This window comes from Acidimicrobiales bacterium, assembly GCA_016794585.1.
Lineage (GTDB): Bacteria > Actinomycetota > Acidimicrobiia > Acidimicrobiales > DATDAH01 > JAEUJM01.
Window position 1 is genome coordinate 229120 of sequence record JAEUJM010000032.1, and the last position, 26323, is coordinate 255442.

Genomic DNA, 26323 nt, shown 5'->3' on the forward strand with positions numbered 1-26323 from the left:
GTGGCCTTCCGGCGGGTCGGGGGCCTGCGCTTCCACGTCCAGCAGCTGGGCAAGCAAACGACCGGCGCGCCCGTGGTCATGCTCCACGGGCTGTTCACCGGCAGCCTGGCGTCCTGGTGGTTCACCGCGGCGCCGGCGGTCGCCCGCACCCATCCGGTCCGCCTGATCGACCTGCGGGGCCATGGCCTCAGCGACTGCCCGCCGACGGGTTACGACACCGCCACGATGGTCGACGACGTCCTCGCGCTGACCGATGACCTGCCCCCCTTCGCGGTGGTCGGCCACAGCTACGGCGCGCTCCTCGGCCTGCGCCTGGCCCTCGCCCACCCCGAGCGGGTGACCGCGGTGGCCTGCGTCGAACCGCCGCTCGTGGGGATCCGAGACGGGGGACCGGACGACGAACGGGACGCGCCCAGCGCGGACGCCACCGACACCGAGCGCCGCCTGCTGACCGAGACGTCGATCCTGGCCGACCTGCGGGCCGAGCCGCCGGTCACCGACGACGACCTGCGCGCCGTCGGCGTCCCCCTCGCCTTTGTGTTCGGCCGGCGCTCCTGGTGCGCCCCGGCGGCCGAGCGGGTGGCCGAGGTGCGGCCCGATGCGGCCCTCGTGGTGCTCGACGGCGGCCACGCCATCCATCTCGACGCCCGCGCCGAGGTGGCCGAGCTCTTGGTGGCCCTCCTCGACGCCTCACCCGTAACTGCAACGGTGTCTGACACCGTTGCAGGTCGCGTCGGCGACGACTCCGGCGACGACCCCGGCGACGGCCCCGGCGACGACCACGAGGCGGTGGCCCATGGCTGAGGTCACGGCCAACGGCGTGCGCTTCCACGTGTCCCGACTCGGCGGGGGCGATCAGACCGTCGTCATGCTCCACGGCCTCGTCATGGACAACCTGTCGAGCTACTACTACACGCTCGCCAACCCCTTCGCCCGGGAGTGCGACGTCGTCCTCTACGACCTGCGGGGCCACGGACGCAGCGAGCGCCCACCCACCGGCTACACCGTCGAGGACTCGGTGGCCGACCTCGACGCCCTGCTCACCGAGCTCGGCATCGACCACCCCGTCCACCTCGTGGGCAACAGCTACGGCGGCGTCGTGGCCCTGGAGATGGCCGTCGCCCACCCCGAGCGAGTGGCGGGCATCGCTCTCATCGAGGCGCACTTCGCGGTCGAGGGCTGGGGCCACCACATGGCCGGCAGCCTGGCCCTTGCCGCGTTCGGCCTGGCCGAGGACGAGGTCGAGCAGTGGCTCGAGGAGCAGGGCGGCCGCAAGCTGAACAAGCTGGCCCGCAACGCCGAGGCCCTCATCTACGACACCACCATGCTGAACGACCTCGAGGCGGTGCACCCCCTGCCCCGCGAGGCGCTGGCCGCCATCGCCTGCCCGGTGCTGGCCTTCTACGGCGAGCACTCCGACCTGCTCGACCGGGCCCGCGACCTCGACGAGCTGGTGCCCGACTGCGACCTGCGCATCCTCCCCGGCTGCACCCACTCGGTGCTCATGGAGGCGACGCCCGAGCTGAAGGCCACCCTCCTGCCGTGGATCCTCGGCCAGCCGGTGCCGGACTACCCGGCGGCGCCCGAGACGGTCGCCATGGCCGAGCTGCTGGCCTTGGCCGCGGCGCAGGACGCTCCCGCCGGCGCCGAGGCGCCGTCGGAGGGAGAGGCGCCGTGAGGACGGGACACGGCCGAGCGGCGCGCCGGCGGACGGTGCATCGAACCGGACCCCGAAGGGGCGAGGCCGAAGGCGGACGAGGATGAGCGCCCGATTCCTGTTCGTGGTGCCGCCCCTCCACGGCCACGTCAACCCGACGGTGTCGGTGGGCCACGAGCTCGCCGCCCGCGGCCACGAGGTCGCCTGGGCGGGCGAGCCGAGCACGGTCGGCCCCCTCCTCGCCGACGGCGCCGCCCTCTTCCCCTGCCCGCCGCGCCTCCCGGCCTCCATGGAGGACGCGCTGCGCCACCGGGCCGAGGGGCTGCGGGGCGCCGCCGCCCTGAAGTTCCTGTGGGAGGACGCGCTCCTGCCGTTGGCCCTGGCCATGGAGGAGCCCCTCGAGGCCGCCATCGCCGACTTCCGCCCGGACGTGCTGGTCGTGGACCAGCAGGCCTCGGTCGGCGGTGTGCTCGCCCGCCGCCACGGCCTGCCCTGGGCCACCTCGGCCACCACCTCCGCCGAGTTCGCCGACCCCCTCGCGGGCCTGCCCAAGATCGGCGAGTGGGTGCAGGAGTCTTTGATCGACCTCCAGGTGCGCCTCGGTGTGCCCGAGGCCGAGGCGCGTGCGGCCGGCGACCTCCGCTTCTCCGACCACCTGGTGCTGGCCTTCACGGGCGCCGCCCTCGTCGGCGACGTCGACCGCTTCCCCGGCCACTACGTGTTCGTGGGGCCCTCCACCACCGCTCGGGTGGAGACCACCGGGTTCCCGTGGGACTGGCTCGACCCCGGTCGCCCGCACGTCCTCGTGTCGCTCGGCACCGTGAACCAGTCCGTGGGGGAGCGCTTCTACAACGTCGCCGTCGATGCGGTGCGCGACCTCGACGTGCAGGCGGTGGTGGTCGCCCCCACCGAGATGGTGGCCGACGTGCCCGAGAACGTTCGGGTGCAGCCGTTCGTCCCGCAGCTGGCGCTGCTTTCCCACATCGATGCCGTGGTGGGCCACGGCGGCCACAACACCACCTGCGAGGCCCTCGCCGAAGGCGTCCCGCTCGTGCTCGCCCCCATCCGCGACGACCAGCCCGTCGTGGCGCAGCAGGTGGTCGACGCCGGCGCCGGCCTGCGGGTGAAGTTCGGCCGGGTGCAGGCGCCGGCGCTGCGCGCCGCGGTCGAGCAGGTGCTCACCGAGCCCTCGTTCCGGGAGGGCGCCGCCCGCATCGCCGCCTCCTTCGCCACCGCCGGGGGAGCCCCCCGAGCCGCCGACCACCTGGAGAAGCTCCTCCCATGACCGCCTCCGGCTCCGGCCCCCACCCCGCCACCCGTTCTGGGTACTCGTGTGTGTTCTGGACGACACAGGGGAGTACCCAGAAGGCGCTGAGCGGCGGGATCCGACCGTGAGTGGGACCCGCCGCCGGCGCCACCGCCTCCTGAAGGTCGTGCTCGCCCTGCTCGCCGCGTACCTGCTCGGCGATGCGCTGAAAGCCCGCAAGCGCCTGGGCGCCCTTGCCACCCTCGTCCCGAGCGACGAGGAGCCCAGCGAGCGCCATCGCCTCGTCACCGCCGAGGGGGTGCACGTCGGCGAGGCCACGCTGCGGTCGGCCAGTGCCTTCGTTGCCGACCAGGGCCTGGCCGCGGTCGACCTGGTGCCGGGCGACCTCGCCGCCGAGGAGGCGTTGGAACTCGCCGCCCTCGTGGACCCGACCAACTACCGGCGGTCCCGCCTGGCCCCCGGTCGGGGCGCGGGCCGGGCGCTGTTGGTCGACGCCGACCTGCTCGAGCGGGCCGACATCCCCGTCACCGAAGGACTCGATCCGGTGGCCTTCCTGGCCGCCGAGATCGAGCTGAAGCGCCTCGCGCCCACCGACGTGGACCTCGCCGTGGCGCCGGGGCTCACGACCCACCCCCTCGACCCCGACAAGCGCCGGGCCTACGTCGACGCCCTGTTCTCGACGGCCGCCCCGGCCGTGTTCGCCATGCCCGCCCTCCAGTGGGCGCTGATCGGCGCCGGCCTGGTGCTGGCCCCGCCGTGGGGCCTCGCCGCGCTCGCCGCCTACTGCGCTGCGCCCGCCGTGGGCGCCGCCGGCACCCCCGTGGCGCCGTCCGACCTCGGGTCGCGGGTGGCGCTGCGGTGGCTGCTCGAGCCGGTGCGCTGGATGAAGACGCTGACCGGTCGCTGGCAGCCCCCGCCCAAGCCCGACCCCATCGAGAGCCGGCGTGAGTGGTACGAGCAGCAGCTCAGCCTCGGCCTCGACCGCCTCTTCGAGGAACGCCGGCCGGACTGCCCGATCTGCGGCTCGACCCACCTGCACGAGCGTCTGCACACCACCGACGTCCTCCAGCACAAGCCCGGCGAGTTCATCCTCGAGGAGTGCGGCGACTGCGGGGTCATCTTCCAGAACCCCCGGCTGTCCATCGAGGGCCTGGACTTCTACTACGAGGACTTCTACGACGGCCTCGGCGAGGACTTCACCGAGTTCATCTTCGGCGCCAGCGACCACTCGTACGTGGGCCGGGCCGAGATGGTGCAGGGCCAGGCCGTCCCCGAGCGCTGGCTCGACGTCGGCGCCGGCCACGGCCACTTCTGCCTCGTGGCCCGGGACACCTGGCCCGAGACCACCTTCGACGGCCTCGACCTCAGCGACTCGATCGACGAGGCCGCCCGCCGCGGCTGGGTCGACCACGGCTACCGGGGGATGTTCCCCGAGCTCGCGCCCACGATGGCCGGCGCCTACGACGTGGTGAGCATGCACCACTACCTCGAGCACACCCGTGAGCCGCTGGACGAGATCGACGCCGCCGCCACCGCTCTCGTGCCCGGCGGCCACCTGCTCATCGAGCTGCCCGACCCCGAGAGCCGCTTCCCGCTGTTGGTGGGCCGCTGGTGGATCCCGTGGTTCCAGCCCCAGCACCAGCACCTCATCCCCCTCGGGCGCCTGAAGGAGGAGCTGGACCGCCACGGCTTCGACGTCGTGGCCGACGACCGGGCCACGGCCCACCAGACCGTCGACTTCGTGATCGCCGCCTGGCTCTGGCTCAACCACTTCGTCCCCGCCGACGCGCCCTGGACCCCCAAGGGCTCGCCCCTGCGGGGCCTGGCCCGTCTGGCGGTGATCGCCGCCGGCGCGCCGCTCCTCGTCGTCGCCTTCCTGGCCGACCAGGTCGCCAACGTCTTCATCCAGCGCAGCGACCGCGGCAACACGTACCGGGTCCTGGCGCGGCGGCGCTAGGAGGCGTCGGCCCGGGCGGGAGCCGACGTCGAGGACGCCCAGCGATCAGCAGGCGCCGCGGGTGGCGGTGTACTTGACCACGTCCTTCTTGGTCGGGTCGGCCACCGAGGTGACGGTGGCGGTCTGGGTGATCGAGGCGCCCCGAGGTGTCCCCGCCGTGGCCTTGACGAAGATGCCTATCTCGTAGGTCTCGCCGGGGAGGAGGAGCGGTGTGCGGAAGGTGCCGGCGACCACCCGGCTGGTCACGGTGCCTGCCGCGCTGGCGTGGCGCACGGTGAAGCGGCTGTTGCCGGCGGGGGACTTCACCGTGAAGCGGTCGGCCACGTTGCCATCGTTCTGCATCCTGACGGCAAAGCCCGCCTCCAAGTATTGGCTCGAGCAGGTCGTGTTCGACTTGGTCTGGCCGGCGCCGGTCAGGTTGTAGATGTTGTTGCCCGCCAACGCGCCTCCCGTTCCGATCTGGGCGTCGGCCTTCCGCTTCCACCTGTCGGGGCCAACGGGGGTGACGATGCGCACCCGATCGGCGAGGGTTTCGCCGATCAACACCTCGCCGGCGTCGCCGAGCCGAAGGTTGGAGGCCGCCGCGGCGGTCCACTGGTCAACCAGGGCGCCGGCGGTCGTGTAGCGGAAGAGGCCCGCGAGCCCGGAGACCAGCACGTAGCCGTCCGGGTGGACCGCGACATCACCCGATGTGAGCACAGCGAAGCTACGGATGAGCGTGCCCCCTGTCGAGAGGACGGCGACCCGCATCGGATCGCCCACGGTGGGAGTGTCGAAGCTCGCGTAGATCTTGCCGTCGGGCCCCACACCGATCCCGAGGATGCGGCGGGCACTGGCGAGCGTCCACTGGCGGGTGGAGGCGCCGGTGGGGTCGACCTCCCGGTACGAGTTGTCATCGACCCGCACCAGCAGGTTCCCGGCGGCGGTGAAGGCGTCGGGGTGCCCGTGGGTCCAGACATCGATGAAAGCGCCCTCCGGGGTGAAGCGCTGCACCCGGTACTGCACGTCTCCGTTGGAGTCACGGTCCTCGTCCTGGGCGTAGACGGTGCCGTCGGGTGCGACCCGAGCGCGCGGGCCGCTCGTGAACTCACCGGGTCCTTCGTTGGTGGGTTCTTCGGGAGCCCCCCAGGCCCTGATGAAGCTGCCGTCGGCACTGAAGGCCTGGATCCGATCGTTCTCGGGGCCGCCGAAGAAGCCGTCGCTCACGTACACAGTGCCGTCGGGACCCACGCCGGCGACGCCGGGACCCCGGAACTGCCCGGGCCCCGAGCCGGTGGTGCCCCAGGACGCCACGGGCGTCGGCGCCACCTCGGCGTCGCCCGCCTCGGTCTGGGCGCCGGCACCGCCGACGCCGGCGGATGCCAGCACGAACGCGGTCAGGGCCACCGCCGCCCCCAGCCGGGTGCGTCGCCTGAGGGCCGTGTCATCTGCGTTCATGCTCGCGGACGCTAGGGAGCGGCTTCCCCGGCCGATACCGCAATTTGGGCCAACTTCGTTCTCGCAGGAGCACCCCGTCGAGGGTTCTCAGGCCGGTGTGGCGAACGACGGGAAGTCGCCGGAACCGGCACCACGTTGTCCCTCTCCGTCGTCCCGGGCGGTGGCGGCGCCGGCCAGCGCCCGAGCGGGGCAGTTCCTGGAGCGTCCCCAGGGTCGGGCGTCCGATCACGCCGCCGCCGGTGACTGCCAGACGAGGCCGGGGAAGCGGCTGAAGTCGGTGTCGTAGGACACGAGGTCGGCGCCGTGCTCGATGGCCAGAGCAGCGAGATGGGCGTCGGTCACGAGGTTGCCGCCGACGCCGGTGGCCTCGAGCAGCTCGGTGAGCAGGTCGAGGTGGCGGGCCGTCGGCTGGGGCACGGTGACGTTGGGGCGTCCGTGCCACTCGCGGACGAGGTCGATCGCCTGTCGGGGCGCGAGGGGTGAGGCCACGATCCTGGGGTTGGTGGTGATGCGGACGAAGCCGACGGTGACCGCACTGGGCAGAGCGACGGTCTCTGATCCCGACAGGGCGTGGTCGAGCCACGACTTGGCAACGGTGTGTTTCGGTGAGCCGAGGTCGATGGCGTAGATCAGGACGTTGACGTCGATGAGCTTCACTTGCCCATCTCGAGCTTGCGGATGATCTCCTCGTCCTCGAGCTGGGCGGCGAGTGACAGCGCCTTGTCCAGGTTCACCCCGGGTCGAACGCCGAGCGAGAACGTCGGCGTCTCGTACGGCTCGGGTGTCGCGTCCGACCGAAGGCCGCGCCGGAGGAGCTCGTTGACCGTCTCTTTGAACCCGGTCCCCCGCTCGCGCATGAGGCGCTTGATCTGCTGGGCCACGTCCTCGTCGAGCGTCAAGGTGGTCCGCACGGAAGCATCATAGCATCAGCCTGTACCGGGCCGGCGGTGATGAGTCGTCATGACCGCCGAGCGGATCAGCTGCGGCGGACCGTGATCTTCACCGTGTCGGTGCTGCCCGACTCGGTCGTGGCCCGGACCCGGCAGGTGAACGTGGCCCCCACCGGCGCAGCCCGCTTCACCTTGACGGCCACCCGGAAGGGCATGGAGCTCGGCTCGGCGAGGATGGCATCCGCACCGCTGATGAAGGGGTTGATGACGAAGCCGCCCCCGACGACCTGGCTCGTGATGTCCGCGGTGAGCAGGTAGTACTTGACGTTGAAGCTGCTGTCTCCTGCGCAACCCGTCAGGGTGATGTCGGAGACGTCTTCGAGCGTCACCGGCATCTCGATCTGCAGCCCGACGTGGAAGTTGGCGGTGGTGCCCCGTACGGCGCTACGGGAGACCGCCTGACCGCGGCCCCCTGTGTTGAAGGTCTCGTCGCCGACGAAGGTCGTGCCGTTGGCGGAGACCTTCAGGTCGGGCTGGAAACCGGCACCCTCCGGTGCCGCGCCGGCGGTGCCACCGGTGACGCCGACGATCGCGAGCACGAAGGACAGTGCGAGCACGGCGGCGCGAGTCGTCCAATGGGTTGGAGCGGGGTGGTGCATGGACAGGGCTGAACCTCCAGGGCGCTCAGGCTCGGTGCACGATCAGCTTGACGGCGTCATATGGCGGAAGGGCGGCGCCCCCGCCGTCCACGGGGATCCTGCATCGCAAGGTCGCTCCGACCCTCGCCGTGCTCTTGACCCGGACGTCCACCCTGACCGTCTCGAACTCGGCCGGATCCAGACGGAGCCTCGCCACCCCCATCTGTACTTGGGTGGTGATCCGCAGGGGTTCGTGGCCGGGACCGACCAGGAAGTAGTCGACCCCGAAGTCCGGCGAGTTGGCCTGGATGCTGCCGATGGGGCAGCCCAGGAGCCTGGGCTCGTGGACCTCGTCGCCGTCGTTCTGGACGCGGACGTAGAACCGCACCGTGGTCCCCCGCCGCCCCGTGCGACTCACCTTCTGCCCGAAGCCGGTCGTGTTGTAGGTGTCTTCGCCGACGTACGTCACGTCGTTCTTGCTGATCAGGGCGTCGATCAGCGGCTCGGCCTCGACGGCAGGGGCGACCTCGGCGCCGGCCCCGCTGATGCCGGCCGCGAGCGTCACGAGCACAGCGACCGCAGTGGCCCACAAGGTTGCTCGCATCGGTCCTCCTCGTCGTTCGCTTCGCGTGGGTGCGGTGCGTCGTGGGGCCGCTTACGAGGCGGCCGGGTAGCCGCCGGGGACGAGGTGGCGGCAGGCGAGGGCCACGGTCTGGGACGTCGAGCCGGCGCCAAGGCGGTCGCGGAGCTCGGCGAGTCGACGACTGGCCGAGCGCCGGGACATGCCGGCGGCGCGGGCCGCGGTCGTGACGGTGGCACCTTCGCTCAGTCGGACGATCAGCGCACGGAGGGCATCGTCGATGTGGTCAGCGACGTCGGCGGCGAACGCCGAGCCATCGGCGTCATCGTCTCGCTCTTCCGGTACGAGCTGGATCAGCAGCGCCGCGTGCAGGCGGGTCTTGGCCCCGAGGCGCTGCCGGGTGCGCTCGAGGGCGCTGTCCACCGAACGAGGGGACAGGCCCAACTGTTCGGCGATCTCGGCCGACGTGTGCCCGGCCTCGACGAGGACCAGGATCTCCCGCTCACGAGGAGGGAGGGCAGAGACACGGGTCGACCGGAGCGAGGGGGGTGATCCTTCTCGGCTGGCCGTTGGCTGATGTGTCGTCATTGCCCGCACCTCGAGTGTGAATGCCGTCGGTGACGGCCGCTTCGTAGGGCCATGTGGAGGAACGCCTAGCCCTTCCGCGGATGATCGCAAGGCGACGTTGTGGAAAAGCTGTCGTGGCGTTCCGGGGGGTGTGGTGAACACCGCTAACCTGCGGCTCTCATGTGGGTGGGCGTGCTCGGACCGGTCACCGCGACCAGCGGCGGAGAGCCGGTGGTGGTCAAGGGCAGGCGCCAAGCCGAGGCGCTGGCGGCCTTGGCGCTCTTCATCGGCCGACCGGTGGGCACGGATCGGCTCGTCGAGGCGCTCTGGCCGGGCGATCCGCCACCGACGGCCCGCCGGTCGCTCCAGAGCCACCTCTCGCGCCTGCGCGGGGCCCTCGGCGACGACGTCATCGCTCGAGATGTGGCCGGATATCGGTTGAGCCATGCGGTGACGACGGACGTCGTCGAGTTCGAGCGCCACCTCGGCCGCGCCGCGGCCGCGACGGACGCCGTGCAGGCGCTGGCCCATCTCGCTGCGGCCCGTTCGCTCTGGCGGGGTGAGCCCTTTCCCGAGCTGGTGGATTGGGCGCCCGCGGCGGCCGAGCGATCCCGCCTCCTCGCTATCTACGAGGGGCTCGACGACGACCGCCTGGAGCTGCAACTCGGTGTGGGCGACCCTGCGGGACTCGTGGCCGAGGCCTCCGTCCTGGTGGCCCAGCAGCCGTTGCGCGAACGCCGTTGGGGTCTGTTGATGCGGGCGCTCTACCTGGCGGGCCGTCAGGCCGAGGCGCTCTCGACCTTCCAGGAGGCCCGCAAGCACCTGATCGAGGCGGTCGGCGTCGAGCCGGGCCCTGAGCTCCGTGCGCTCGAGCGGGCGGTGCTCGAGCAGGATCCGGCGTTGGAAGCGCCGACCTCGCCGAGGGTCGCTCCCACCCTTTCTGTCGCATCCGAGGCTGAGCACACGCCCCGGTTCCTCGACCTCCTCCGCGAGCGTGATCCCCTCGTGGGCCGCGAGCGCGAGCTCGCACGGTGCCTCGACCACTGGGACCAGGCCCGGCGGGGCGGACGGCCGGCGGTCGTGGTGGTCCGCGGGGAGCCCGGGATCGGCAAGACCCGCCTGGCCGCAGAGGTGGTGGAGTGGTCCGCCTCAGCGGGCGAGTCGGTGCACGTCGCTCGTTGCCGTGAGGGCGTGGGCGTCCCCTACGCCCCGTTGGCGGAGGCCTTCCCGGCGCTGTCTCAGGAGGTGGGCGCGGCGTCCGACGATCTCGGTGCCGGCGCCACGTCGCCGGAGCAGGTGTCGATGGCCCGCGAGCGGGTGGCCAAGGCGTTCGCTCGGGCGCTGGAACGAGCGGGCGGGCCCGCGCCGGCCCTGCTCTTGTTGGACGATGCCCAGTGGGCCGACGCCCCCACCGTCGAAGCTCTCCGCTGGGCCCTCGAGCGTGAGCTCTCGGAGCCGGTGCTGCTCGTGCTCACCATCCGTTCGAACGAGACCCCCGAGGCGCCGGAGGCACTGGATGCCCTCCTCGCCGACCTCCCGCGGGTGGTCGACACGCTGGACGTGCCGCTCGGCGGGGTGGACCGGGAGGCGGCGGCGCTCATCGTCGGTCACCGCACGCCGTCGGCGCCGGAGCCGGAGGACGTCGACTGGTTCTTCGAGCAGAGCGGCGGCAGTCCTCTGTACCTCACTGAGCTCGCCCGGCAGGCGCACCACGAGGTCTCGTTCACCGAGGTCCCCCTGTCCATCAGCGAGATCGTCCGCCGTCGGGTGGAGGTCCTGGCCGACGGGGCGCGCGACCTGATCCTGGCGGGCGCCGTCCTGGGGGAGGAGTTCGACATCCGGACCGTTGCGGCGATGCTGGCCCGGCCCATCGACGAGGCGTTGGACGATGCGGCGGCGGCGGTCGACGCGCAGTTGCTCTACCGGCAGGCGGACGCCGCGTTCCGCTTCTCCCACGGCATCACCCGTCGGGCGGTCGAGTCGACCTCGTCGACGTCGCAGCTGCTGTCCCTGCGTTGGGCCGCCGGAGCGCTCCTGGAGGGGTTGGCGGCCGCGCGACCCGAGGAGGTCGCCGATCTGTTGTTGGCCGGAGCGCCCGTCGGTGACTCGACGCGTGCCGCTCGTGCGGCCTTGGCCGCCGCGTCATCGGCTCGGGATCATCTCGATCCCGGCGAAGCGCTGCGGCTCCTGACCCGGGCGGCGAAGATCCTGCGCGGGGTGGGACCCGATGAGCAGCGCGTGCTCGCCGAGGTCCTCCTCGCGTCAGCGGACCTCGTCGCCCGCCAGGGGGAGGTGCCCGACGCCAAGCAGTTGGCGGCCAAGGCTGCGGAGTTGGCCCGAGCGCTCGGTGATCCCGAGCTGTTCGCCCGGGCCACGGTGGGGTACGCCGAACTGGTCAACGCGGGCGAGGCGGACGACGTCGCCCCCGCGCTGTGCCATGAGGCGCTCACCCTGCTCGGCGCGGACCACCCTGACTGGCAGGCGAGGGTGCTCTCGGCGCTGGCGAACTACCACTCCGTGGTGTTGAGCGACGTGGGGTCCGGGCGGCCGTATGCCGACCGCGCCCTCGTCGTCGCGCTGGACGACGACACCCGGGCGGAAGCGCTGTGGGCCAAGGCGTGCGCACTCCTCGGTGCCGCGGAGGTGGAGGAGCGGGCTCGGGTCGCCGAGAAGCTGCGGGCCTGCGCCCCTCCTGGCACCCGTCGCCACGTCGAGGCGGTGCGTCTCACCGCGCACACCCGCCTCGAGCTCGGTGACCGGGCCGGCTACGAGGGGGCGGTTGACGAGCTGCGCCGGCTCGGGGAGGACCGGGGCTCATGGGACGCCCTGCTCTGGTCACGCGTGGCGAGCGGTCAGGTCGCGCTCATGGAGGGTCGGATCGACGACTCGATGGTCGCCGCCAGAGAGCTGGAGGCCGTGTCGGGCGGCAGTGTCTACGCCTGGTCGTTGGCGACGATGCAGGACTGCCACCGCCGCCTCGAACGCGGTCAGCTCGGGGAGCTGCTCCCGATGATCGAGGCGCTGGTGCCGCAGTACGACCTGGCGGGGGTGCGGGCGGTTTTCGTGCAGTGCCTGCTCCAGGCCGACGAGGCTGAGCGCGCCCCCGACGTGCTCGATGACCTCGGTCGTGACGGCTTCGCTTCGCTGCGCCAGGAGCAGACCTCCACCGGGGCGCTGGCCCTGTTGCTGGAGGCGGCGCTGGACCTGGGCCGGCCCGACGACGTGGCCGCGCTCGCAGCGCGACTCGCACCTCACACCGGGCACCTCGTCGTCTCCACCCAAGGTGTGTTCACCCTCGGTGCCGTCGACCGGTACCTGGCAGTGGCTGCCCTCGTGGCCGGCGACGACGTCACAGCCGAGGCGCTCCTGGCATCGGCCGCTCAGCTGGAGACTGCGGTCGGGGCGACGCTGGCGGCGGCATACACGGAGGTTGCGGGCCAGTGGTTGCGGGTGGCTCGCGGCGAGGTGCCCGATGCGCAGGTCATCGGCCGGCTCCGCGGCTACGCGGACGGTCTCGGGCTGGTCCGGCTGCGCGAGCACACCGACGCCGTCGCCGAAGGACGTCACGCCCTACTTGGCTGCCGCCGCCTCGCGCCGTGACGGATCAACGCAAGCGCACGATCGTCAGGTGATCAGCTCGCTGCACCCTGGCTCGTCGAACGGCGAGATCGAGTGGTACACGTAGTCCCCACGGCCGAGCCGGTCGAACCTCAGCCTGACCCGGACGTCGTAGTCGTAGCGCTCGCCCTCGGGGTCGACGAGGGCCATCGCGTTCGTTCGCGCCGCCAGGGTGCGTTCCACGCGCAACGAGCTCGTCCTAAGGCTGCGACGGGCAGGCGATCCCCAGGCTCGACTGCTCCCTCCGGCGGGAATCAGCTGCGCCTCGACCTCGAATCCCTGAACCCATTGATCTCGGGCCCACATCGCTGCCCGGACCTCGACGCTCACCCGAACACCATTGCTCGTCTGAACGCACTCGGGTTCTGCGACTTCTATGGCGGCCTGCCAGTTGGAGGGCGCGTGCGAGCCGTGTTGACCCCTGTTGTCCTCGGGTCGCATCGCTCCCGCCGGAGCGGCCCCCAGCGAGCCGATCGTGAGCATGCCCAAGACCACGACGGTGAACACTCGGCGGGGCCGAGGTGCCCGGCGCTGCCGGTTGTCGCCTTCGCCGTGCTTGCTGCTCCTCATCCCGTGGACGGTACGGATGGGGTGCCGTCCGGGATACCGCAATGTGGGCCAAGTCTCCGGTGCGGGACTGCCGCGTGATCCGGTGACAGGCTGGGCTTGGGGTTAGGCCGGGTCGGCCTCGGCGCCCGCCACACCGCCGCTCGTGCAGGTTCCCGCCACGAGCCCGATGAGCAGGACGGCGGCCACGGCCAGCCGCGCCGCCGCCCGGCCTCGGGATCGGGGGGCTTCGAGGTCGACCGGTTGTTCGACGAGGGGGTCTCGAGTTCGGGTCACGTCGGGATTGTCGACGGTCAGGGGGCGCGGCAGATACCGCAATCGGGCCAACTTCGAATCCGTCCGGGTGAGCCGCGGCTGCGCAGCGCAGGCGCCATGTGGCGACGCCGCGTGGCGGTGTGGAGCCTTGGTGCGGGTATGCTCATGGGTGAGGCGCACCCCATGTGGGGGTCCTCGTGGGGTCGTGGGTTTCACCGACCGGGGTAGGGCGTCAGCGGCGCACCTGCTGGTAGGCGGTTGGGGTGGGGCGCACAGCCGTGGGCGAAGACGAACGACGCCCACCGAAGAAGCGGAGCAACAGATTGTCGATGGTCTCTTGTCGATAGACACCCTCCCGTCCGGCGCGGCGGCGCTCGACCCGCGCGCCTTCGAGGCGCTGGTGCAGGCCGAGCTCGACGGGCGCGCGTCCGAGGACGAACTCGCTCTGCTCGAGGCGGACCGTCGCCGCTGGGAGTGGGTCGTGGAGGACCTGCTCGACGAGGTCGAGGACGGTCTCGATGCCGTGCGCGAGAGCGTCAAAGGCCCCGAGCGGATGCAGGTGCTGGCCGACTTCGAGGCCGAGCGCCACGACCTCGTCCTGGCTCTGCGTCGGGCCCGCGGCCTTCCCGAGGATGCCGACGACGGCCTCGAGGACGACGGCCCGTCCGCCGCCGGCGGCGCCCCGGCCGTCGAGGCCGACGACGGTGTCGCTCGCCTCCAGCTCTCGTGGTCCGCCGGCCGCCTGGTCGCGTGGGCCGCAGGTCCGACGGCCGCCCCGCTCGACCGCAGCGGCCTGGCCGCCTTCCTCGACGAGGTCGGCGCCGGTGCTCCGCCGTGGGCGCCGCATGCGTCGGTGCAGATCCCGGGCGGGCCGAACGCCTCGGGCCTCGCCGTCCCCGCTGGCGACATCCTCGGCTGGCTGGCCGCGGTGGCCGACCGCAACGACGACGACCGCGTCGGCGCCTCCGTCCGCTGGTTCTCGGCCGTGGCCGCCTGGGCCGTCGAGCTCGTGGCCAAGGGCTCGATGGTCCCGCTGCTCAAGCAGAAGCGGAAGCGCCGCGGCTCGGGCGACAAGAGCCGCCTGGTGCACGTGCGCTGGACGCCGGCGCTGGTCGACGCCAACCGCCTCAACGCGTTCGCCAAGGCCATGCCCGGTTCGGTGCGCGCCGTGGCCACCTCGTCCGAGGCCCGCGACGTCACCAACCTGGTGCTCACCGCCATGGTCGACGCCATCTGCCGCCAGGCCGCCCAGATGGTGGTGGTGGCGGCGCCGCCCCCGACGGTCAACCGTCCGAGCGAGGTGGCCGAGGCCTTCCTCACCCGCCTCGACGGCAGCGAGTTCACCGCCCCCTCGGTGGTCGCGGGCGACGTCGCCGGCCAGATCGACCGCTGGGCCAAGCCCGTGGTCAACCCCTCGACCCGCCAGATCGTGGTGCAGCTCGACCCGCCCGATGTCGGCGGCGCCTGGCACCTCAAGGTGCTCGCGCCCGGCCCGGACAAGCGCCTCGTCTCCGTGGACGTGGCCCTCGTCAACGCCGGCTCGAAGCGACGTGAGCTCGAGGCCGACCTCGGCCGGCTCGAGCGACTCCTGCCCGAGCTCAACCGCCTGGGCAGCCACCGCCGCGGCGACGTCATCCTCAGCCAGGACGAGGCGTGGCAGCTCATGTCGGTCACCGGCCGCAACCTCATCACCGCCGGGTTCGACGTGCGGGTGCCGGCCATGTCCCCGCGGAAGGTCAGCCCCGCACTGCGCCTCGACAGCGACCCCTCCACCGGTGGCAGCGGCGCCGGCCAGCTGGCCAAGGTGCGCTGGTCGGTCGTGTTCGACGACGTCGAGCTCACCGCCGCCGAGATCGCCAAGCTGGCCAAAGAGGCCCGCCCCCTCGTCCGCTCCGGCGGCAAGTGGGTGGCCGTCGAGCACGCGGACCTCGAGGCGGCCGCCGCGGCCCTCGAGGAGCGGGCCAGCACCGAGCAGCTCACCGGTGCCGAGATGCTGCGCTACGCGCTCGGCCTCGAAGGGACCCCCCTCGCCGGTGGCGTGCAGGTGCAGGGCGCCAGCTGGGCCACCGACATCCTGCGCACCGCCCAGGAGATGCGGACCGAGCCCGCCGATCCTCCCGACAGCTTCGTGGGCGAGCTGCGCAGCTACCAGCGCGACGCCTTGGCGTGGTTGAACTTCCTCGACGCCGCCGGCCTCGGCGGCTGCCTCGCCCTCGACATGGGTCTCGGGAAGACGCCGACGATGCTCTCGCACCTGCTGGCCACCCACGACCAGGGCCCGGCCCTCGTCGTGGCCCCGCCGGCGGTGGTCACCAACTGGGCCAGCGAGGCCAACAAGTTCACGCCCGAGCTCCGGGTGCTGGTGCACCACGGTGCCCGACGCGCCTCGGCCGCCGACCTCGCCGAAGAGGTCGAGCAGGCCGACGTGATCATCACCACGTACGGCACCGCAGTGCGTGACGTCGAGGCGCTGTCCAGCATCGAGTGGACGAAGATGGTCCTCGACGAGGCCCAGGTCATCAAGAACCCCACGAGCGAGACGGCGCAACTGTTGCGCCGCATCGGTGCCCGCACCAAGGTCGCCCTCACCGGCACCCCCATCGAGAACGGCCTCGGCGACCTGTGGGCCATCCTCGACTTCACCAACCCCGGGCTCGTGGGCGCCCGATCCGCGTTCGTCACCCATCTCTCCGCCGACCGCGACGCCACCCGCAAGGAGGGCGAGGACGCCATGCGCGCCCTCAACGGCATCCTGGTGTTCCGTCGCACCAAGGACGAGCCCGTCATCGCCGCCGAGCTCCCCGACCGCATCGACGAGATCGACCACTGTGCGATGACCCCCGAGCAGATCGGGCTCTACCAGGCGGTCATCGACCGGCTGCTCCTGAAGGCCGAAGGCGAGGATTCCGCCAAGGGCCACGTCTTCGCCGCCATCACCGCGCTGAAGCAGATCACCAACCACCCCGCGGCCTACACCGGCGACGACGACGGCCTGCCCGACCGGTCGGGCAAGCTGGCCCGCCTCGACGAGATCGTCGACTCGGTGTTCTCGGCCGGCGAGCGCATCGTGGTGTTCACCCAGTACGCCGAGTGGGGCCAGCGCATGGCCGAGCACCTGACCAAGCGCACCAAGACGCCGGTCGAGTGCTACCACGGTGGCCTCACCCGCACCGCCCGCGACCAGATCCTCGAGAACTTCAACGACACCGACGGTGCCGCCGCCCTGGTGCTGTCGCTCAAGGCGGGCGGCACCGGCCTCAACCTCACCGCCGCCAACCACGTGGTGCTCTACGACCGCTGGTGGAACCCCGCGGTCGAGGACCAGGCTCGGGACCGAGCGTGGCGGCTCGGCCAGACCCGCACCGTCATCTACCACCAGCTCATCTGCCCCGGCACCATCGACTCCCGCGTGGAGGAGGTCGTGGCCGGCAAGCGCAAGATCGCCGACGTGGCCCTGCCCAAGTCCTCCAGCGTCGAGGACCTCGATCCCGAGCAGCTGCGCCGGGCCCTGGGCCTGCGCATGGACGAGCTGCTCGACGAGGTCGACGGCGACGGCGACACCGGCACCGACGCCGACGGCGAAGAGGACGCGGCGTGAGCGTAGCGGTGGCCCGAGCGGCCCGTGAGCGAAGCGAACAGGAGCGGGAAACATGAGCGCTCGTCGCAGGTCCGGCCGCGGCAAGGGCGGCGGCGGCAACGCCGGCAACCCCAACGGCGGCGGCGCTCCCTCGGGCGGTGGCGGTGGCGGGAAGGCCAAGGCCAAGGCCAAGAAGGCGGTCGACTTCTGGGAGGTGCCCGGCACGGCGCCGGCCGACCTCGCCGCCGCGGTGCACGTGCCCGACGACCCCACCGTGCTGGTGCGCTCGCTGGGGACTCCGTCGCTCCCCGGCCAGGGCGCCAACGCGGAGCACTACTTCACCGCGGTCTACGACAAGGCCTCCCACGTGGCCTACGCGCTGGCGGTCGCCAACGGCCTGCTGGCCGACGAAGGCGACCCCGTCGACGCGTCGAACGGCGACGCCGATGCGGCAGAGGCGAGCCCTTCGGACGAAGCGGTCGCCGACGCCTGAGGCGAGCTCAGAGGCCGTGCTCGGGCCGAGTCCGCTCGGCGCGGGGAGCACATGGCGGAGGCAATTTCCGTTCGGCGGGAACTCTTTGGCCTTCTCAGGCGCCTACTTGGTGAAGCAACCCTCTCCGCCACTGGTGTCGGTCATCGGATCGGCGGGGTGACGAAGGCGCCGGCTCGGCCGGGGACGTGTCGGTCAACACCCCCCACGGCCGAGCCGGTGGCCCTCGACGTCGTCGAGCGTCAGCCGCAGGTGCCGGTGATGCTGGTCTCGATCGACTCGGGATCGAGGCCGAGCTCGTCCTGCAACTGCGCCTCGGTGGCGCCAGCGGCGACGTCGATGGTGAACTCGTACTCGCCGCCTCCGAGGTCCGCGGCCGTCGCGATGTCACTGAAGGGCCCGAAGACCAGCTCGACCTCGGTTGGGAACGTGCCGTCCGTGCACTCGCCCGAGACCGAGATCACGGCGGACTCGCCGGCGATCTGGATCGAGCCATAGGTGAAGGTCGCCTCGCCGCCGCCGGCCGGGGTGGTGTCGTCGGTCGCGAGCAGCTCCGAACAGGTCTCGAACACGGGGGTCAGCGCCTCGGACGGCTCGGGCTCGGGAGCGGAGGGCTCGCCGGTCTGGTCGTCGAACGAGGTGACGTAGGCCGCCAAGTCGTCACCGAACTGGCGGACGTCCTCTTGGAGATCCTCGGGGAAGAGCGCAACCGTCTCCTCCAGAGCGGCTGCGTCCTCGGGAACCGAGCCGACGGCCTCGCACTGCTCGACCGTGGGCTCGAACCCACCGTCGTCACCACCGCTGTCGTCCGAAGCTTCGGTGGCGGTGGTGCCCTCGCCCGCCGACTCGGTGCCGCCGTCGTCGCTCGAGCAGGCGCTGAGGCCGACAGCGAGCAGGAGGAGCAGGGTCGCGGCGAATCGCCGGGTGACGGAGGCAGACATGGCGCCGACTGTTTCACGGTGTCGAAGGCTCCGATACCGCAATGTGGGCCAAACCTGATTTGGCCCAGATTGCGGTATCGCCGAGCCAGGTCTCCACCGATGATGAAGCGCTCATCCATCGAGGAGGAACATCGTGCCCAACGGAACATCTCGGCGGCACCTGCCGCGGGTGGTGGTGACGGGTGCGCTGGTGGCACTGTTGCTCGCCATCGGTGCGGCGCCGGCCACGGCGGAGGGGGAGGGAGTCGACCCCTTCCCGCTCCCCGAGCAGCCCGATGCTCTCGTCAGCAAGAACAACAGGACCTATGCCGGCGATGGCGTCTACAACACCACGGGCGCCGGCCAGACGATGAGCCGCAACGCCGCCCGGGGCACCACGGTCCGCTTCTACCTCCGGACGCAGAACGACGGCGACGAAACAATCGACGTGAGCTTCCGAGGCTGCGCCGGGAACAGCAGCTTCAAGGTCACCTACTTCGGCGTCACCCCGATCCTGATCGACTACACCCCCCAGGTCGTCGCTGGTTTCACCGGCTTTGTGTATCCCGGTCCCGTCGGCCCGGACTGGGTGGTCGAGGTGAAGGTGAAGCGGACGGCGCCCGCCGGCGCCACGTTGAACTGCAAGTTCAAGCTGAGCACCACCGATGAGAGCCTCACCACCCGGCGCGACACGGTCCAGATGACCGTGCGCCGCAGCTGACCGCGGCGGCCGTCCCCCCGGCTGCTGTGGGCGCGGGGCGGTGGCGATCAGGGATCCGATCGCCACCGCCCCGACGCCGGGCCGTGCGACCAGGGGAGCGGCCGTCACGACGATCGGGTCGGTGCGGGTTACGCCACCACCACGAACTCGGGGGAGGCGTCGGTCGTCGCCACCCGGCGCCGGCCGGTGAGGGCCCGGGCCACGACGGCGAAGGCCCGCTCGCGCACCACGTCGGAGGCGGCGGGGTCGAGCAGGACCGAGGCGGCACCGGGCTGGACGCCGACGGCGACGGCTCGGGCGCCGAGGGCGGCGAGCTCGCGGCGGTGGGAGGCCACCCCGTCACGGGCGACGAGGTGGGTGAACTCGGAGGTGGGGATGCGCTCGTGACTGGTCATGGGATGACCGTACGATGGGTGTTCCATTAGGTCCAACGATCATCTATCATCGAGTTCATCATGAGCGCTAATGATCCCACGGGCACTCCCACACCCGTCGCCGAGGTCCTCGGCCAGGTCGAGTTGCGCCACCTGGTGGCGCTGCGGGCGGTCGCCGCCGAGCGTTCCTTCGGGCGGGCCGCCACCCGGCTCGGATACACCCAGTCGGCCATCAGCCAGCAGATCGCCGCCCTCGAACGTGCCGTGGGCGAGGTGCTCTTCGAGCGTCCGGGCGGCCCCAAGCCGGTGGCGCTCACTCCCGCGGGCGTGCTGTTGCTCGCGCACGCGGAGGCCATCCTCGACCGGGTCGCCGCAGCCGAGGCCGATCTCGCCGCCTACCGGGCGGGCCGCGTGGGCCACCTCACCATCGGCACCTTCCAGAGCGTGTCGGTCGAGCTGTTGCCGCCCCTCCTCACCCGCCTGCGTCACGAGCGACCCGACATCACCGTGAGCCTGGTCGAGGAGGACGAGCAGGCCAACCTGCTGCGGGCGCTCACGGCCGGCGAGCTCGACCTCAGCTTCGTGGTGGCACCCGTGGACGACGGCCCGTATGACTTCATCGCCCTGGCCGACGATCCGTTCGTGGTCATCAGCTCGGCCGACGAGCCCCTCACGCCCGACGGCGTGCCGGTGCCGGCCGACGTGCTCGACGGCCTGCCCCTCATCGGCCAGTCGCTCACCGCGTGTCAGATCCTGATCGAGGACGGCATGCGCCAAGTCGGCGCCGAGCCGAACGTGGTGTTCCGCACCACCGACAACAGCGCGGTGCAGGCGATGGTGCGCTCGGGCATGGCGCATGCGGTCACGGCCCGTCTCGCCATCGACCCGACCGATCCGGGCATCGTGGTGCGCCGGGTGGACCCGCCCATCCCCGATCGGACCATCGGGCTGGCCGTGCCCCACCGGCACCGGTCGCCGGCGGTCGACGTCGTCGTCGACCTCGCCCGCGACGTCTGCGCCGACGTCATGGTCTCGCACGCACCCCTGCCCGCCTGAGCGGACCGCCTCACCTCGGCCCGATGCGCTCCGCGCGCGGCCGGTGACCGCGCGCGGTCATGGCTGGGTAAGGAAGGAGGCGTACCCCTCCCCGAGCACAGCGAGGCAACCCCATGACCTTCGGCGTGAGCATCTTCCTCGGCGCACTCGGCGCCATCCTGCGCTACGCAGTGGCCGACAGCGTCGACGGCGTCGACCTGGCGACCATCGGCCTCATCTTGATGATCGCCGGCGGCATCGGCCTGGTCGTCGCCTTCGTCCAGGTGGCGATGCGGCGCCGGCACTACGTGGTGGACCAGCGTCCGGTCGTCCAGCAACCGCCCGTGATGCAGCGCCGGTCCTGATACGCACCGCGCCCGACCGACCGTCGACGGGCCGGGCATGCGGCCCGGCCCGTCGCGGCCGATCGGGATCGACGTCGTGCGTCAGGTGGTGGTGACCCCGCTCGGGCCGGCGTTCCCGCCGGGGGCGCCGCCGGTGGTCCCCGACGATCCGGAGCTGTCCGAGCCGCCCTGGCTGGGCGGAGCCATGGTGCCCGACTGACCGGAGGGCCCGCCGTCCATGCCGGACGGGGGCTGGCCCGTCATCGCACCCATCGTCCCGCCGTCGGGCAGGGCGTCGCCGGCCATGATGCGCTCCGCCCAGGCGCTGCCGTCGTCGCTGGTCTCGGTGTGGACGAAGACCTCGTCGCCCTCGGACAGGTCGTCGACCGACCCGGTGCGCTCGATGACGACGGTGGTGTCGTCGGTCATGGTGACGGTGATGTCGCCCGAGTCGGTGGCGACCACGAAGCTGTCGCCGTCGACCGAGCTGACGTCGCCGCTGACGCCACCCATGCCGCCGGGGCCGCCGGGGCCGCGCTGGGCGTCGTCGCCCTCCTCCCCGTCTCCGTCATCGCCGGAGCGCTCGACCACCCGCTCGGCGGTGACCGAGCTGTCGTCGCCCGACTGGCCCATCACCATGACGGTGTCGCCCTCGTCGATGTCGTCGGCGGAGCCCGTCTCCGAGATGGACACCTCGGTGTCGTCGGTGGTGGTCACCTCGACGGACGCACCGTCCTCAGTGGCGATGGTGAGGGTGCCGTCGCCGATGCTCTCGACGGTGCCGGTCGAGCCGCTGGGCCCGCCCTGCATGCCGCCGGGCATCTGGCCCGTCTGCCCCTGGGCCTGACCGTCGGTGCTGCCGTCCTGGGTGGCGCCGGGCATCTGGCCCATCTGGCCGGGGCCGCCGGTCATGCCCGCCGGCCCGGAGGCGGCGGTGTCGGTGGCGTTCTCCGCGCCGGAGGAGGCGAGGTTGATGCCCACGACGGCACCGAGGGCGATGACCGCGGCGCCGACGCCGGCGCCGATGAGGGTCTTCTTGTCCACGCCGCCGGCGCTGGCCCGTGGGGTGGCAGCGGCGCCGGAAGCGGCGGCGTAGCCCGGCTCGTCGAAGAGCGGGTCCCCGGGGGGAGCGGCGGGCGGTGGCGGTTCGGGGGCGGCGGCCGAGGCGACGGGCTCCGGCGGGGCGCCGGCGGGATCGAGGGCGTCGTTCTCGTTGGTGGGGTCGTAGCTCATGGTGGGTCCTTTCGGGGTGGTGTTCGGGGGAGGGGGTCGGGGATCGGGTGGGTGGTCGGTGGATCGAAGGTCAGTCGTCGTCGGCGACGGTGGAGGCGAGGGCGGAGAGGTCGTAGACCGTGGTGCCGGTCCCGGTGTCGACGGCGGTGCCGTTCTCGGTCACCCAGGTGGTGATCTCCGAGGTGCCGCCGCCGGGCCCGCCGCCCATGCCGCCACCGAGCCCGCCGCCGCCGTCCACGAGGACGTAGCGGAGCTCGCCCTGTTCGACGTACTCGATGAACTCGTCGAGGGTGGGGGCGGGGTCCTGGCCGTTGAAGCCGCCGATGGTCATCACCGGCTCGTCGGTGGCGAGGATGATCGAGGCAGAGCTGTGCGAGCTGAAGGCGGCCACCAGCCAGGTGGCGTCGCCCTGGTTGGCCTCGAGCCAGGCCACCAGCTCGGTGTCGCCGTCGATGGAGCTCGTGGAGCTGACTCCGGGGCCGGTGCCGCCGTCCCCGCCACCCATCCCCGGGAACCCGCCGCCGGCGCTGGTGCTGGTGGGGCCGGCGGCCGCCAGTGAGCCGGTCTGGGTGTGGGCGATGGTGGTGAGGCTGTAGGCGGTCGGACCCGCCAGCAGGGTGACGCCGGCGATGGAGGCCGCGGCGAGCGTGAGGGTGCGGTGGCGGAGGCTGGCGCCGATCCAGACGCCGGCGGCGCTCAGGGCGGCGCCGATGATGATGGCCATCGGCAGCCACGAGGCGAAGTCGGGGGTCCGCCGCAGGATGGTCACGGCCACGCCGGCCGTGACCACGATGGTGGCGGGCAGGAACCAGCGGGTGGCCGGGTGGCGTCGGCCGAGCTGCCAGAGGGCGACGGCGCCGGCGCCGGCGAGGGCGGCCACCGCCGGGGCGAGCTGGACCGTGTAGTAGGGGTGGAAGATCCCCTCGGCCCGGCTGAACACCACGATGGACACGACGGCCCAGGCGCCCCAGAGCACCCAGCCCGCCCGGGCGAGGTCCGTGCGGGGGTTGCGTCGCGTCAGCCAGAGGCCGGCGCCGAGGCCGACGAGGGCGAGGGGGATGAGCCAGGCGACCTGGCCGCCCACCTCGGTGTTGAACATGCGCAGCCAGCTGACGGCGCCGCCGAAGCCGGCGCCGCCGCCGGTGGCTCCGCCGGAGCCCCCGGGGCCGCCGCCTTCGCTGCCGAAGATGCGGCTGAGGCCGTTGTAGCCCAGGACCAGGCTGATGATGGAGTTGTCCTCGGTGCTGCCGATGTAGGGGCGGCTCGAGGCGGGGACCAGGGCGACGATGGCGATCCACCAGCCGGCCGAGACCAGGACGGTGACGGCCGCCAGGGCGAGCTGCCAGATGCGCTTGCCCAGCTTCGGGGGCCCGAAGAAGAGGTAGACGGCGACGAACGCGGGCAGCACCACGAGGGCCTGGAGCATCTTGGTCTCGAAGGCCAGGCCGACGAGCGCGGCCGACAGGACGAGCCAGCGGGTGCGGCCGGTCTTCAGCGCGATCCAGATGGCCCAGGCGCTGCCGAGGCCCAGCAGGGTCAGCAGCGCGTCCGGGTTGTTGTACCGGAACATGACCACGGCCACCGGGGTGAGGGCGAAGCCGAGAGCAGCCAGGTGGGCGGCCACGTTGCCCATCCACTCCCGCACGATGCGGTGGACGATGAGCACCGAGGCGACGCCGGCGGCGGCCTGGGGGAGGAGCATCGACCAGGTGCTGAAGCCGAAGATCCGGGCCGACAGCGCCATGACCCACAGCGAGGCTGGGGGCTTGTCGACGGTGATGAAGCTGCCGCTGTCGATCGAGCCGTAGAAGAAGGCCTTCCAGCTCGTGCTCATGGCCTTGACCGCGGCGGCGTAGTAGTCGTTGGCCACGCCGGCCGAGCCGAGGCCCCACGTGTAGAGGCCAGCGGCGACGAGGGCGATGGCGATCGTGATCCAGCCCGACCGGGTCGGTGCGTGGAAGCGGTCACGCCACGGCGAACCCGAGGTCGTGGGGAGCACGGGCTCGGCCGGCGGCGGTGTGTCCGTGGCGTCGTCGCCGAGGTCGCGACCGATCTCGTCGGCGTCGTCGGGATCGCGGGTGTCGCCGGCGAGGGCGGGCGGGGCGTCGGTCAGGGTCATGGCAGCAGGTCCTCGGTCGGCTCGGATGGTCGGGGTGCGGTCGGGCGCTCGGTGCGGGGGCTCGGATGCGGCGTGCGGGGTGCGTCGCGGGGTCGGTCGATCGGGGGGGCAGGTGGCGGGGCCGGGCAGGCGTGAGCGGGAAGTTGGGCGCCGGGTGCGGGTGGTCGGACTCGCTCGGTTCAGCTGCTGGCGGTGGTGGTGTCGGCGCTGCTGGCTGGCGTGGCCGCCGTGGCGGTGGCCGTGCTCGAGCTGGTATCCGACGAGCTGGTGTCGGTCGAGCTCGAGTCGGTGGTGGCGAACGAGTTGCCGGCGCTCGAGCTGTCGGTGCTGCTGGTGCTGTCGGACGAGCTCGTGTCCGTTGCGCTGCTGACGGTCGCCGTCGCCGAGCTGTCCGTGGTGACGACGGCCTCCGCGCTGTCAGTGGCCTGGTCGGCCTGGGCGTTGTAGGCCATGCCGCCGACCATGAGGACCGCGGCGGAGGCGCTGACCGCAGTGGCGACGCGGCGGGCCCGCTTCGCCGGGTGCCGGCGCTTGCGCTTGGGGCCGCGGGTGCTTCGAGCCGGGGGGAGCTGGTCCGCCGCCCGGGGGGCCGGGTCGGCGGGGGCCGGGTTGGTGGGGGCGGGGTGCTGTTCCATGGACCTCATGGTCGGCTCCGACCCTTGGAGCTTCCTCAGCGCCCCCTAGGACCTCCCGGGGACTTGCGAGACTGGGGCCATGCGTCGCTTGGGGCTGCTCGGCGGGATGTCGTGGGAGTCGTCGGTCGAGTACGAGCGCCTGATCAACGAGGCCGTGCGTGAGCGGGTCGGGGGGGTGGCCTCGGCCGACCTGTTGATCCGCTCGTTCGACTTCTCGGTGGTCGAGGCGCTCCAGGCCGCCGGCCGATGGGACGACGCCGGCGTGCTGTTGGCCGACGCCGCCGCCCACCTCGTGCTCGGCGGCGCCGAGGGCATCGTGATCTGCACCAACACCATGCACCGGGTGCACGACCAGGTGGCCGCTGCGGTCGCGCCGGTGCCGGTGCTGCACATCGCGGACCCGACCGCGGCCGCCATCGAGGCCGCCGGCGTGCGGTCGGTCGGCTTGCTCGGCACCCGCTTCACCATGGAGCAGGACTTCTACGTCGGCCGGCTACGCGAGCGCCACGGCCTCGAGGTACTTGTGCCCGACGAGCCCGACCGCACCCTCGTGCACGACGTCATCTACGACGAGCTCGTGCGAGGCGTCCTCTCGCCGGCCTCGCGCGCCGCCTACCAGGACGTGGTCGGACGCCTCATCGAGCGGGGCGCCGAGGGGGTGATCGCCGGCTGCACCGAGATCGAGCTCCTCCTCGCCCCCGCCGACGTCCCCGTGCCGTACTTCCCGACCACCCGCCTCCACGCCGAAGCGGCGGCGGCGTTCGCCCTCAGCGGCTGAGACCGAGCGGCCAGAGATCGGTGGGGCCCTGGCGCTGCGTGCGGGCGAGCGCGTGCGGTCCCTGGTGGTTGCGTACGAGACGGACTATCGGCGAGCGGCCGAACTGGCCGATCGATACGACGTCGCGCTGGCGTCGGTGGATCCGGAGAACGTGCTCACCCTCGCGAGGTAGGTCGCTTCTCGATCGCCGACTTTCGTCCTTGCCGGTGGGGCGCCGCTGCGTCAGCAGCGGCTGGGTTGTCGCTGGCCGGGCGGATCGGGTCCGGTGATGGGGTCCGTGGTGGTGGCGGGCGGCTCGTGTCGCCGTGGCTTGGCTTGTCGCCGGCGGGGGTTGTTGGTGAAGGTGCGGCCGTCGGGGGCGGTGGCGGTGAAGATGCCGGTGATCACGTCGCGGTCGAGGGTCCACCCCTTCTTGTGGAGCAGGTTGTGGTGGCGTCGACACAGCAGACAACCGCGGTCGAGGTCGGTGAGGCCGTGCTCCGCGTCCCAGAAGTCGAGGTGGTGGGCGTCGCACCACTCAGGCGGGCGGTCGCAGCCGGGGAACGCGCAGCCGCCGTCGCGGCGGGCCATGGCCCGGCGTTGGGCCCGGTTGAACTGGCGGGCTTGGCGGCCGGCGTCGAGGACTTCGCCTTCCGCGTCGAGGACGAGCCGCCCCACCGCGCTG

The 26323-nt window shown here is 72.3% G+C and carries 25 protein-coding genes; 11 read left to right on the forward strand and 14 right to left on the reverse strand.

The genetic code is table 11. From position 1 onward, the window contains the following. From JNK12_17240 to JNK12_17255, 4 genes are all read left to right on the forward strand, one after another. The gene (locus tag JNK12_17240; GenBank protein MBL8777690.1) at window positions 1–804 is read left to right on the forward strand and encodes an alpha/beta hydrolase; all 804 of its coding nucleotides are present in this window, start codon (window positions 1–3) and stop codon (window positions 802–804) included. Continuing rightward, on the forward strand, window positions 797–1678 hold the full coding sequence (locus JNK12_17245; protein ID MBL8777691.1) for an alpha/beta hydrolase: 882 nt from the start codon (window positions 797–799) through the stop codon (window positions 1676–1678). The genes JNK12_17240 and JNK12_17245 overlap by 8 nt, the downstream gene beginning before the upstream one ends. 82 nt (window positions 1679–1760) lie before the next feature. Further along, window positions 1761–2942 (forward strand): hypothetical protein, encoded by a 1182-nt coding sequence (locus JNK12_17250; protein MBL8777692.1) that lies wholly within the window; start codon window positions 1761–1763, stop codon window positions 2940–2942. A 106-nt stretch (window positions 2943–3048) separates the two neighbouring features. Continuing rightward, window positions 3049–4881, forward strand: coding sequence for a class I SAM-dependent methyltransferase (locus JNK12_17255; protein MBL8777693.1), 1833 nt, complete (start codon window positions 3049–3051; stop codon window positions 4879–4881). A 45-nt stretch (window positions 4882–4926) separates the two neighbouring features. On the opposite strand, the gene JNK12_17260 is transcribed toward JNK12_17255, so the two are convergent. From JNK12_17260 to JNK12_17285, 6 genes are all read right to left on the reverse strand, one after another. Further along, window positions 4927–6318: a hypothetical protein gene (locus JNK12_17260; GenBank protein MBL8777694.1), complete on the reverse strand. Its 1392-nt coding sequence runs from the start codon at window positions 6316–6318 to the stop codon at window positions 4927–4929. 225 nt (window positions 6319–6543) lie between these two features. Next, window positions 6544–6975: a type II toxin-antitoxin system VapC family toxin gene (locus JNK12_17265; protein MBL8777695.1), complete on the reverse strand. Its 432-nt coding sequence runs from the start codon at window positions 6973–6975 to the stop codon at window positions 6544–6546. Then, complete coding sequence (locus JNK12_17270; protein ID MBL8777696.1) at window positions 6972–7229, reverse strand: hypothetical protein; 258 nt, start codon at window positions 7227–7229, stop codon at window positions 6972–6974. Before JNK12_17270 ends, JNK12_17265 begins: the two co-directional genes overlap by 4 nt. A 65-nt stretch (window positions 7230–7294) precedes the next feature. Further along, window positions 7295–7825 (reverse strand): hypothetical protein, encoded by a 531-nt coding sequence (locus tag JNK12_17275; protein ID MBL8777697.1) that lies wholly within the window; start codon window positions 7823–7825, stop codon window positions 7295–7297. A gap of 67 nt (window positions 7826–7892) precedes the next feature. Then, window positions 7893–8450 (reverse strand): hypothetical protein, encoded by a 558-nt coding sequence (locus tag JNK12_17280; protein ID MBL8777698.1) that lies wholly within the window; start codon window positions 8448–8450, stop codon window positions 7893–7895. A gap of 51 nt (window positions 8451–8501) precedes the next feature. Then, the gene (locus JNK12_17285; GenBank protein MBL8777699.1) at window positions 8502–9014 is read right to left on the reverse strand and encodes a helix-turn-helix transcriptional regulator; all 513 of its coding nucleotides are present in this window, start codon (window positions 9012–9014) and stop codon (window positions 8502–8504) included. Between the two features lie 159 nt (window positions 9015–9173). Here JNK12_17285 and JNK12_17290 point away from each other — a divergent pair, with 159 nt between their 5' ends. Continuing rightward, the gene (locus JNK12_17290; protein ID MBL8777700.1) at window positions 9174–12593 is read left to right on the forward strand and encodes an AAA family ATPase; all 3420 of its coding nucleotides are present in this window, start codon (window positions 9174–9176) and stop codon (window positions 12591–12593) included. Between the two features lie 24 nt (window positions 12594–12617). On the opposite strand, the gene JNK12_17295 is transcribed toward JNK12_17290, so the two are convergent. Both JNK12_17295 and JNK12_17300 read right to left on the reverse strand, forming a co-directional pair. Continuing rightward, window positions 12618–12794 (reverse strand): hypothetical protein, encoded by a 177-nt coding sequence (locus JNK12_17295; GenBank protein MBL8777701.1) that lies wholly within the window; start codon window positions 12792–12794, stop codon window positions 12618–12620. A gap of 489 nt (window positions 12795–13283) precedes the next feature. Beyond that, window positions 13284–13454: a hypothetical protein gene (locus tag JNK12_17300; GenBank protein MBL8777702.1), complete on the reverse strand. Its 171-nt coding sequence runs from the start codon at window positions 13452–13454 to the stop codon at window positions 13284–13286. Between the two features lie 316 nt (window positions 13455–13770). Between JNK12_17300 and JNK12_17305 the strand changes: the two genes are divergently transcribed. Both JNK12_17305 and JNK12_17310 read left to right on the forward strand, forming a co-directional pair. Next, window positions 13771–17031 (forward strand): hypothetical protein, encoded by a 3261-nt coding sequence (locus tag JNK12_17305; GenBank protein ID MBL8777703.1) that lies wholly within the window; start codon window positions 13771–13773, stop codon window positions 17029–17031. A 52-nt stretch (window positions 17032–17083) separates the two neighbouring features. Then, window positions 17084–17503 carry a hypothetical protein gene (locus tag JNK12_17310; protein ID MBL8777704.1) on the forward strand — a complete coding sequence of 140 codons (420 nt, stop codon included), beginning with the start codon at window positions 17084–17086 and terminating at the stop codon, window positions 17501–17503. 239 nt (window positions 17504–17742) lie between these two features. Here JNK12_17310 and JNK12_17315 read toward each other — a convergent pair whose 3' ends face one another. Then, window positions 17743–18441: a hypothetical protein gene (locus JNK12_17315; protein ID MBL8777705.1), complete on the reverse strand. Its 699-nt coding sequence runs from the start codon at window positions 18439–18441 to the stop codon at window positions 17743–17745. 133 nt (window positions 18442–18574) lie between these two features. Between JNK12_17315 and JNK12_17320 the strand changes: the two genes are divergently transcribed. Further along, window positions 18575–19141 carry a hypothetical protein gene (locus JNK12_17320; GenBank protein ID MBL8777706.1) on the forward strand — a complete coding sequence of 189 codons (567 nt, stop codon included), beginning with the start codon at window positions 18575–18577 and terminating at the stop codon, window positions 19139–19141. 128 nt (window positions 19142–19269) lie between these two features. On the opposite strand, the gene JNK12_17325 is transcribed toward JNK12_17320, so the two are convergent. Continuing rightward, on the reverse strand, window positions 19270–19536 hold the full coding sequence (locus JNK12_17325) for a hypothetical protein (protein ID MBL8777707.1): 267 nt from the start codon (window positions 19534–19536) through the stop codon (window positions 19270–19272). Window positions 19537–19596: 60 nt separating this feature from the next. Between JNK12_17325 and JNK12_17330 the strand changes: the two genes are divergently transcribed. Next, window positions 19597–20571 (forward strand): LysR family transcriptional regulator, encoded by a 975-nt coding sequence (locus tag JNK12_17330; protein ID MBL8777708.1) that lies wholly within the window; start codon window positions 19597–19599, stop codon window positions 20569–20571. Between the two features lie 113 nt (window positions 20572–20684). Further along, entirely contained in the window at window positions 20685–20915 is a 231-nt protein-coding gene (locus JNK12_17335) for a hypothetical protein (GenBank protein ID MBL8777709.1), read from the forward strand. Window positions 20916–20996: 81 nt separating this feature from the next. Here JNK12_17335 and JNK12_17340 read toward each other — a convergent pair whose 3' ends face one another. The 3 genes from JNK12_17340 to JNK12_17350 all read right to left on the reverse strand — a co-directional run bounded on the left by JNK12_17340 (window position 20997) and on the right by JNK12_17350 (window position 24881). Then, the gene (locus tag JNK12_17340) at window positions 20997–22127 is read right to left on the reverse strand and encodes a hypothetical protein (GenBank protein MBL8777710.1); all 1131 of its coding nucleotides are present in this window, start codon (window positions 22125–22127) and stop codon (window positions 20997–20999) included. Window positions 22128–22197: 70 nt separating this feature from the next. Continuing rightward, a complete protein-coding gene (locus JNK12_17345) occupies window positions 22198–24246 on the reverse strand; it encodes a glycosyltransferase family 39 protein (protein ID MBL8777711.1) in 2049 nt (682 codons plus the stop codon). Window positions 24247–24425: 179 nt separating this feature from the next. Beyond that, window positions 24426–24881, reverse strand: coding sequence for a hypothetical protein (locus JNK12_17350; GenBank protein MBL8777712.1), 456 nt, complete (start codon window positions 24879–24881; stop codon window positions 24426–24428). A gap of 79 nt (window positions 24882–24960) precedes the next feature. Here JNK12_17350 and JNK12_17355 point away from each other — a divergent pair, with 79 nt between their 5' ends. Further along, window positions 24961–25659 (forward strand): aspartate/glutamate racemase family protein, encoded by a 699-nt coding sequence (locus JNK12_17355; GenBank protein ID MBL8777713.1) that lies wholly within the window; start codon window positions 24961–24963, stop codon window positions 25657–25659. A gap of 222 nt (window positions 25660–25881) precedes the next feature. Here JNK12_17355 and JNK12_17360 read toward each other — a convergent pair. Then, on the reverse strand, window positions 25882–26323 hold a 442-nt coding region (locus tag JNK12_17360), incomplete at its 5' end, for an HNH endonuclease (protein ID MBL8777714.1).

What these genes read in the sequence shown, in the direction of transcription:
- JNK12_17245 (MBL8777691.1), top strand. Translation starts at nt 797, where the DNA reads ATGGCTGAGGTCACGGCCAACGGCGTGCGCTTCCACGTGTCCCGACTC.
- JNK12_17310 (MBL8777704.1), top strand. Translation starts at nt 17,084, where the DNA reads ATGAGCGCTCGTCGCAGGTCCGGCCGCGGCAAGGGCGGCGGCGGCAAC.
- JNK12_17260 (MBL8777694.1), bottom strand. Translation starts at nt 6,318, where the DNA reads ATGAACGCAGATGACACGGCCCTCAGGCGACGCACCCGGCTGGGGGCG.
- JNK12_17285 (MBL8777699.1), bottom strand. Translation starts at nt 9,014, where the DNA reads ATGACGACACATCAGCCAACGGCCAGCCGAGAAGGATCACCCCCCTCG.
- JNK12_17335 (MBL8777709.1), top strand. Translation starts at nt 20,685, where the DNA reads ATGACCTTCGGCGTGAGCATCTTCCTCGGCGCACTCGGCGCCATCCTG.
- JNK12_17355 (MBL8777713.1), top strand. Translation starts at nt 24,961, where the DNA reads ATGCGTCGCTTGGGGCTGCTCGGCGGGATGTCGTGGGAGTCGTCGGTC.
- JNK12_17250 (MBL8777692.1), top strand. Translation starts at nt 1,761, where the DNA reads ATGAGCGCCCGATTCCTGTTCGTGGTGCCGCCCCTCCACGGCCACGTC.
- JNK12_17280 (MBL8777698.1), bottom strand. Translation starts at nt 8,450, where the DNA reads ATGCGAGCAACCTTGTGGGCCACTGCGGTCGCTGTGCTCGTGACGCTC.
- JNK12_17290 (MBL8777700.1), top strand. Translation starts at nt 9,174, where the DNA reads ATGTGGGTGGGCGTGCTCGGACCGGTCACCGCGACCAGCGGCGGAGAG.
- JNK12_17330 (MBL8777708.1), top strand. Translation starts at nt 19,597, where the DNA reads ATGAGCGCTAATGATCCCACGGGCACTCCCACACCCGTCGCCGAGGTC.
- JNK12_17315 (MBL8777705.1), bottom strand. Translation starts at nt 18,441, where the DNA reads ATGTCTGCCTCCGTCACCCGGCGATTCGCCGCGACCCTGCTCCTCCTG.
- JNK12_17340 (MBL8777710.1), bottom strand. Translation starts at nt 22,127, where the DNA reads ATGAGCTACGACCCCACCAACGAGAACGACGCCCTCGATCCCGCCGGC.
- JNK12_17325 (MBL8777707.1), bottom strand. Translation starts at nt 19,536, where the DNA reads ATGACCAGTCACGAGCGCATCCCCACCTCCGAGTTCACCCACCTCGTC.
- JNK12_17350 (MBL8777712.1), bottom strand. Translation starts at nt 24,881, where the DNA reads ATGGAACAGCACCCCGCCCCCACCAACCCGGCCCCCGCCGACCCGGCC.
- JNK12_17345 (MBL8777711.1), bottom strand. Translation starts at nt 24,246, where the DNA reads ATGACCCTGACCGACGCCCCGCCCGCCCTCGCCGGCGACACCCGCGAT.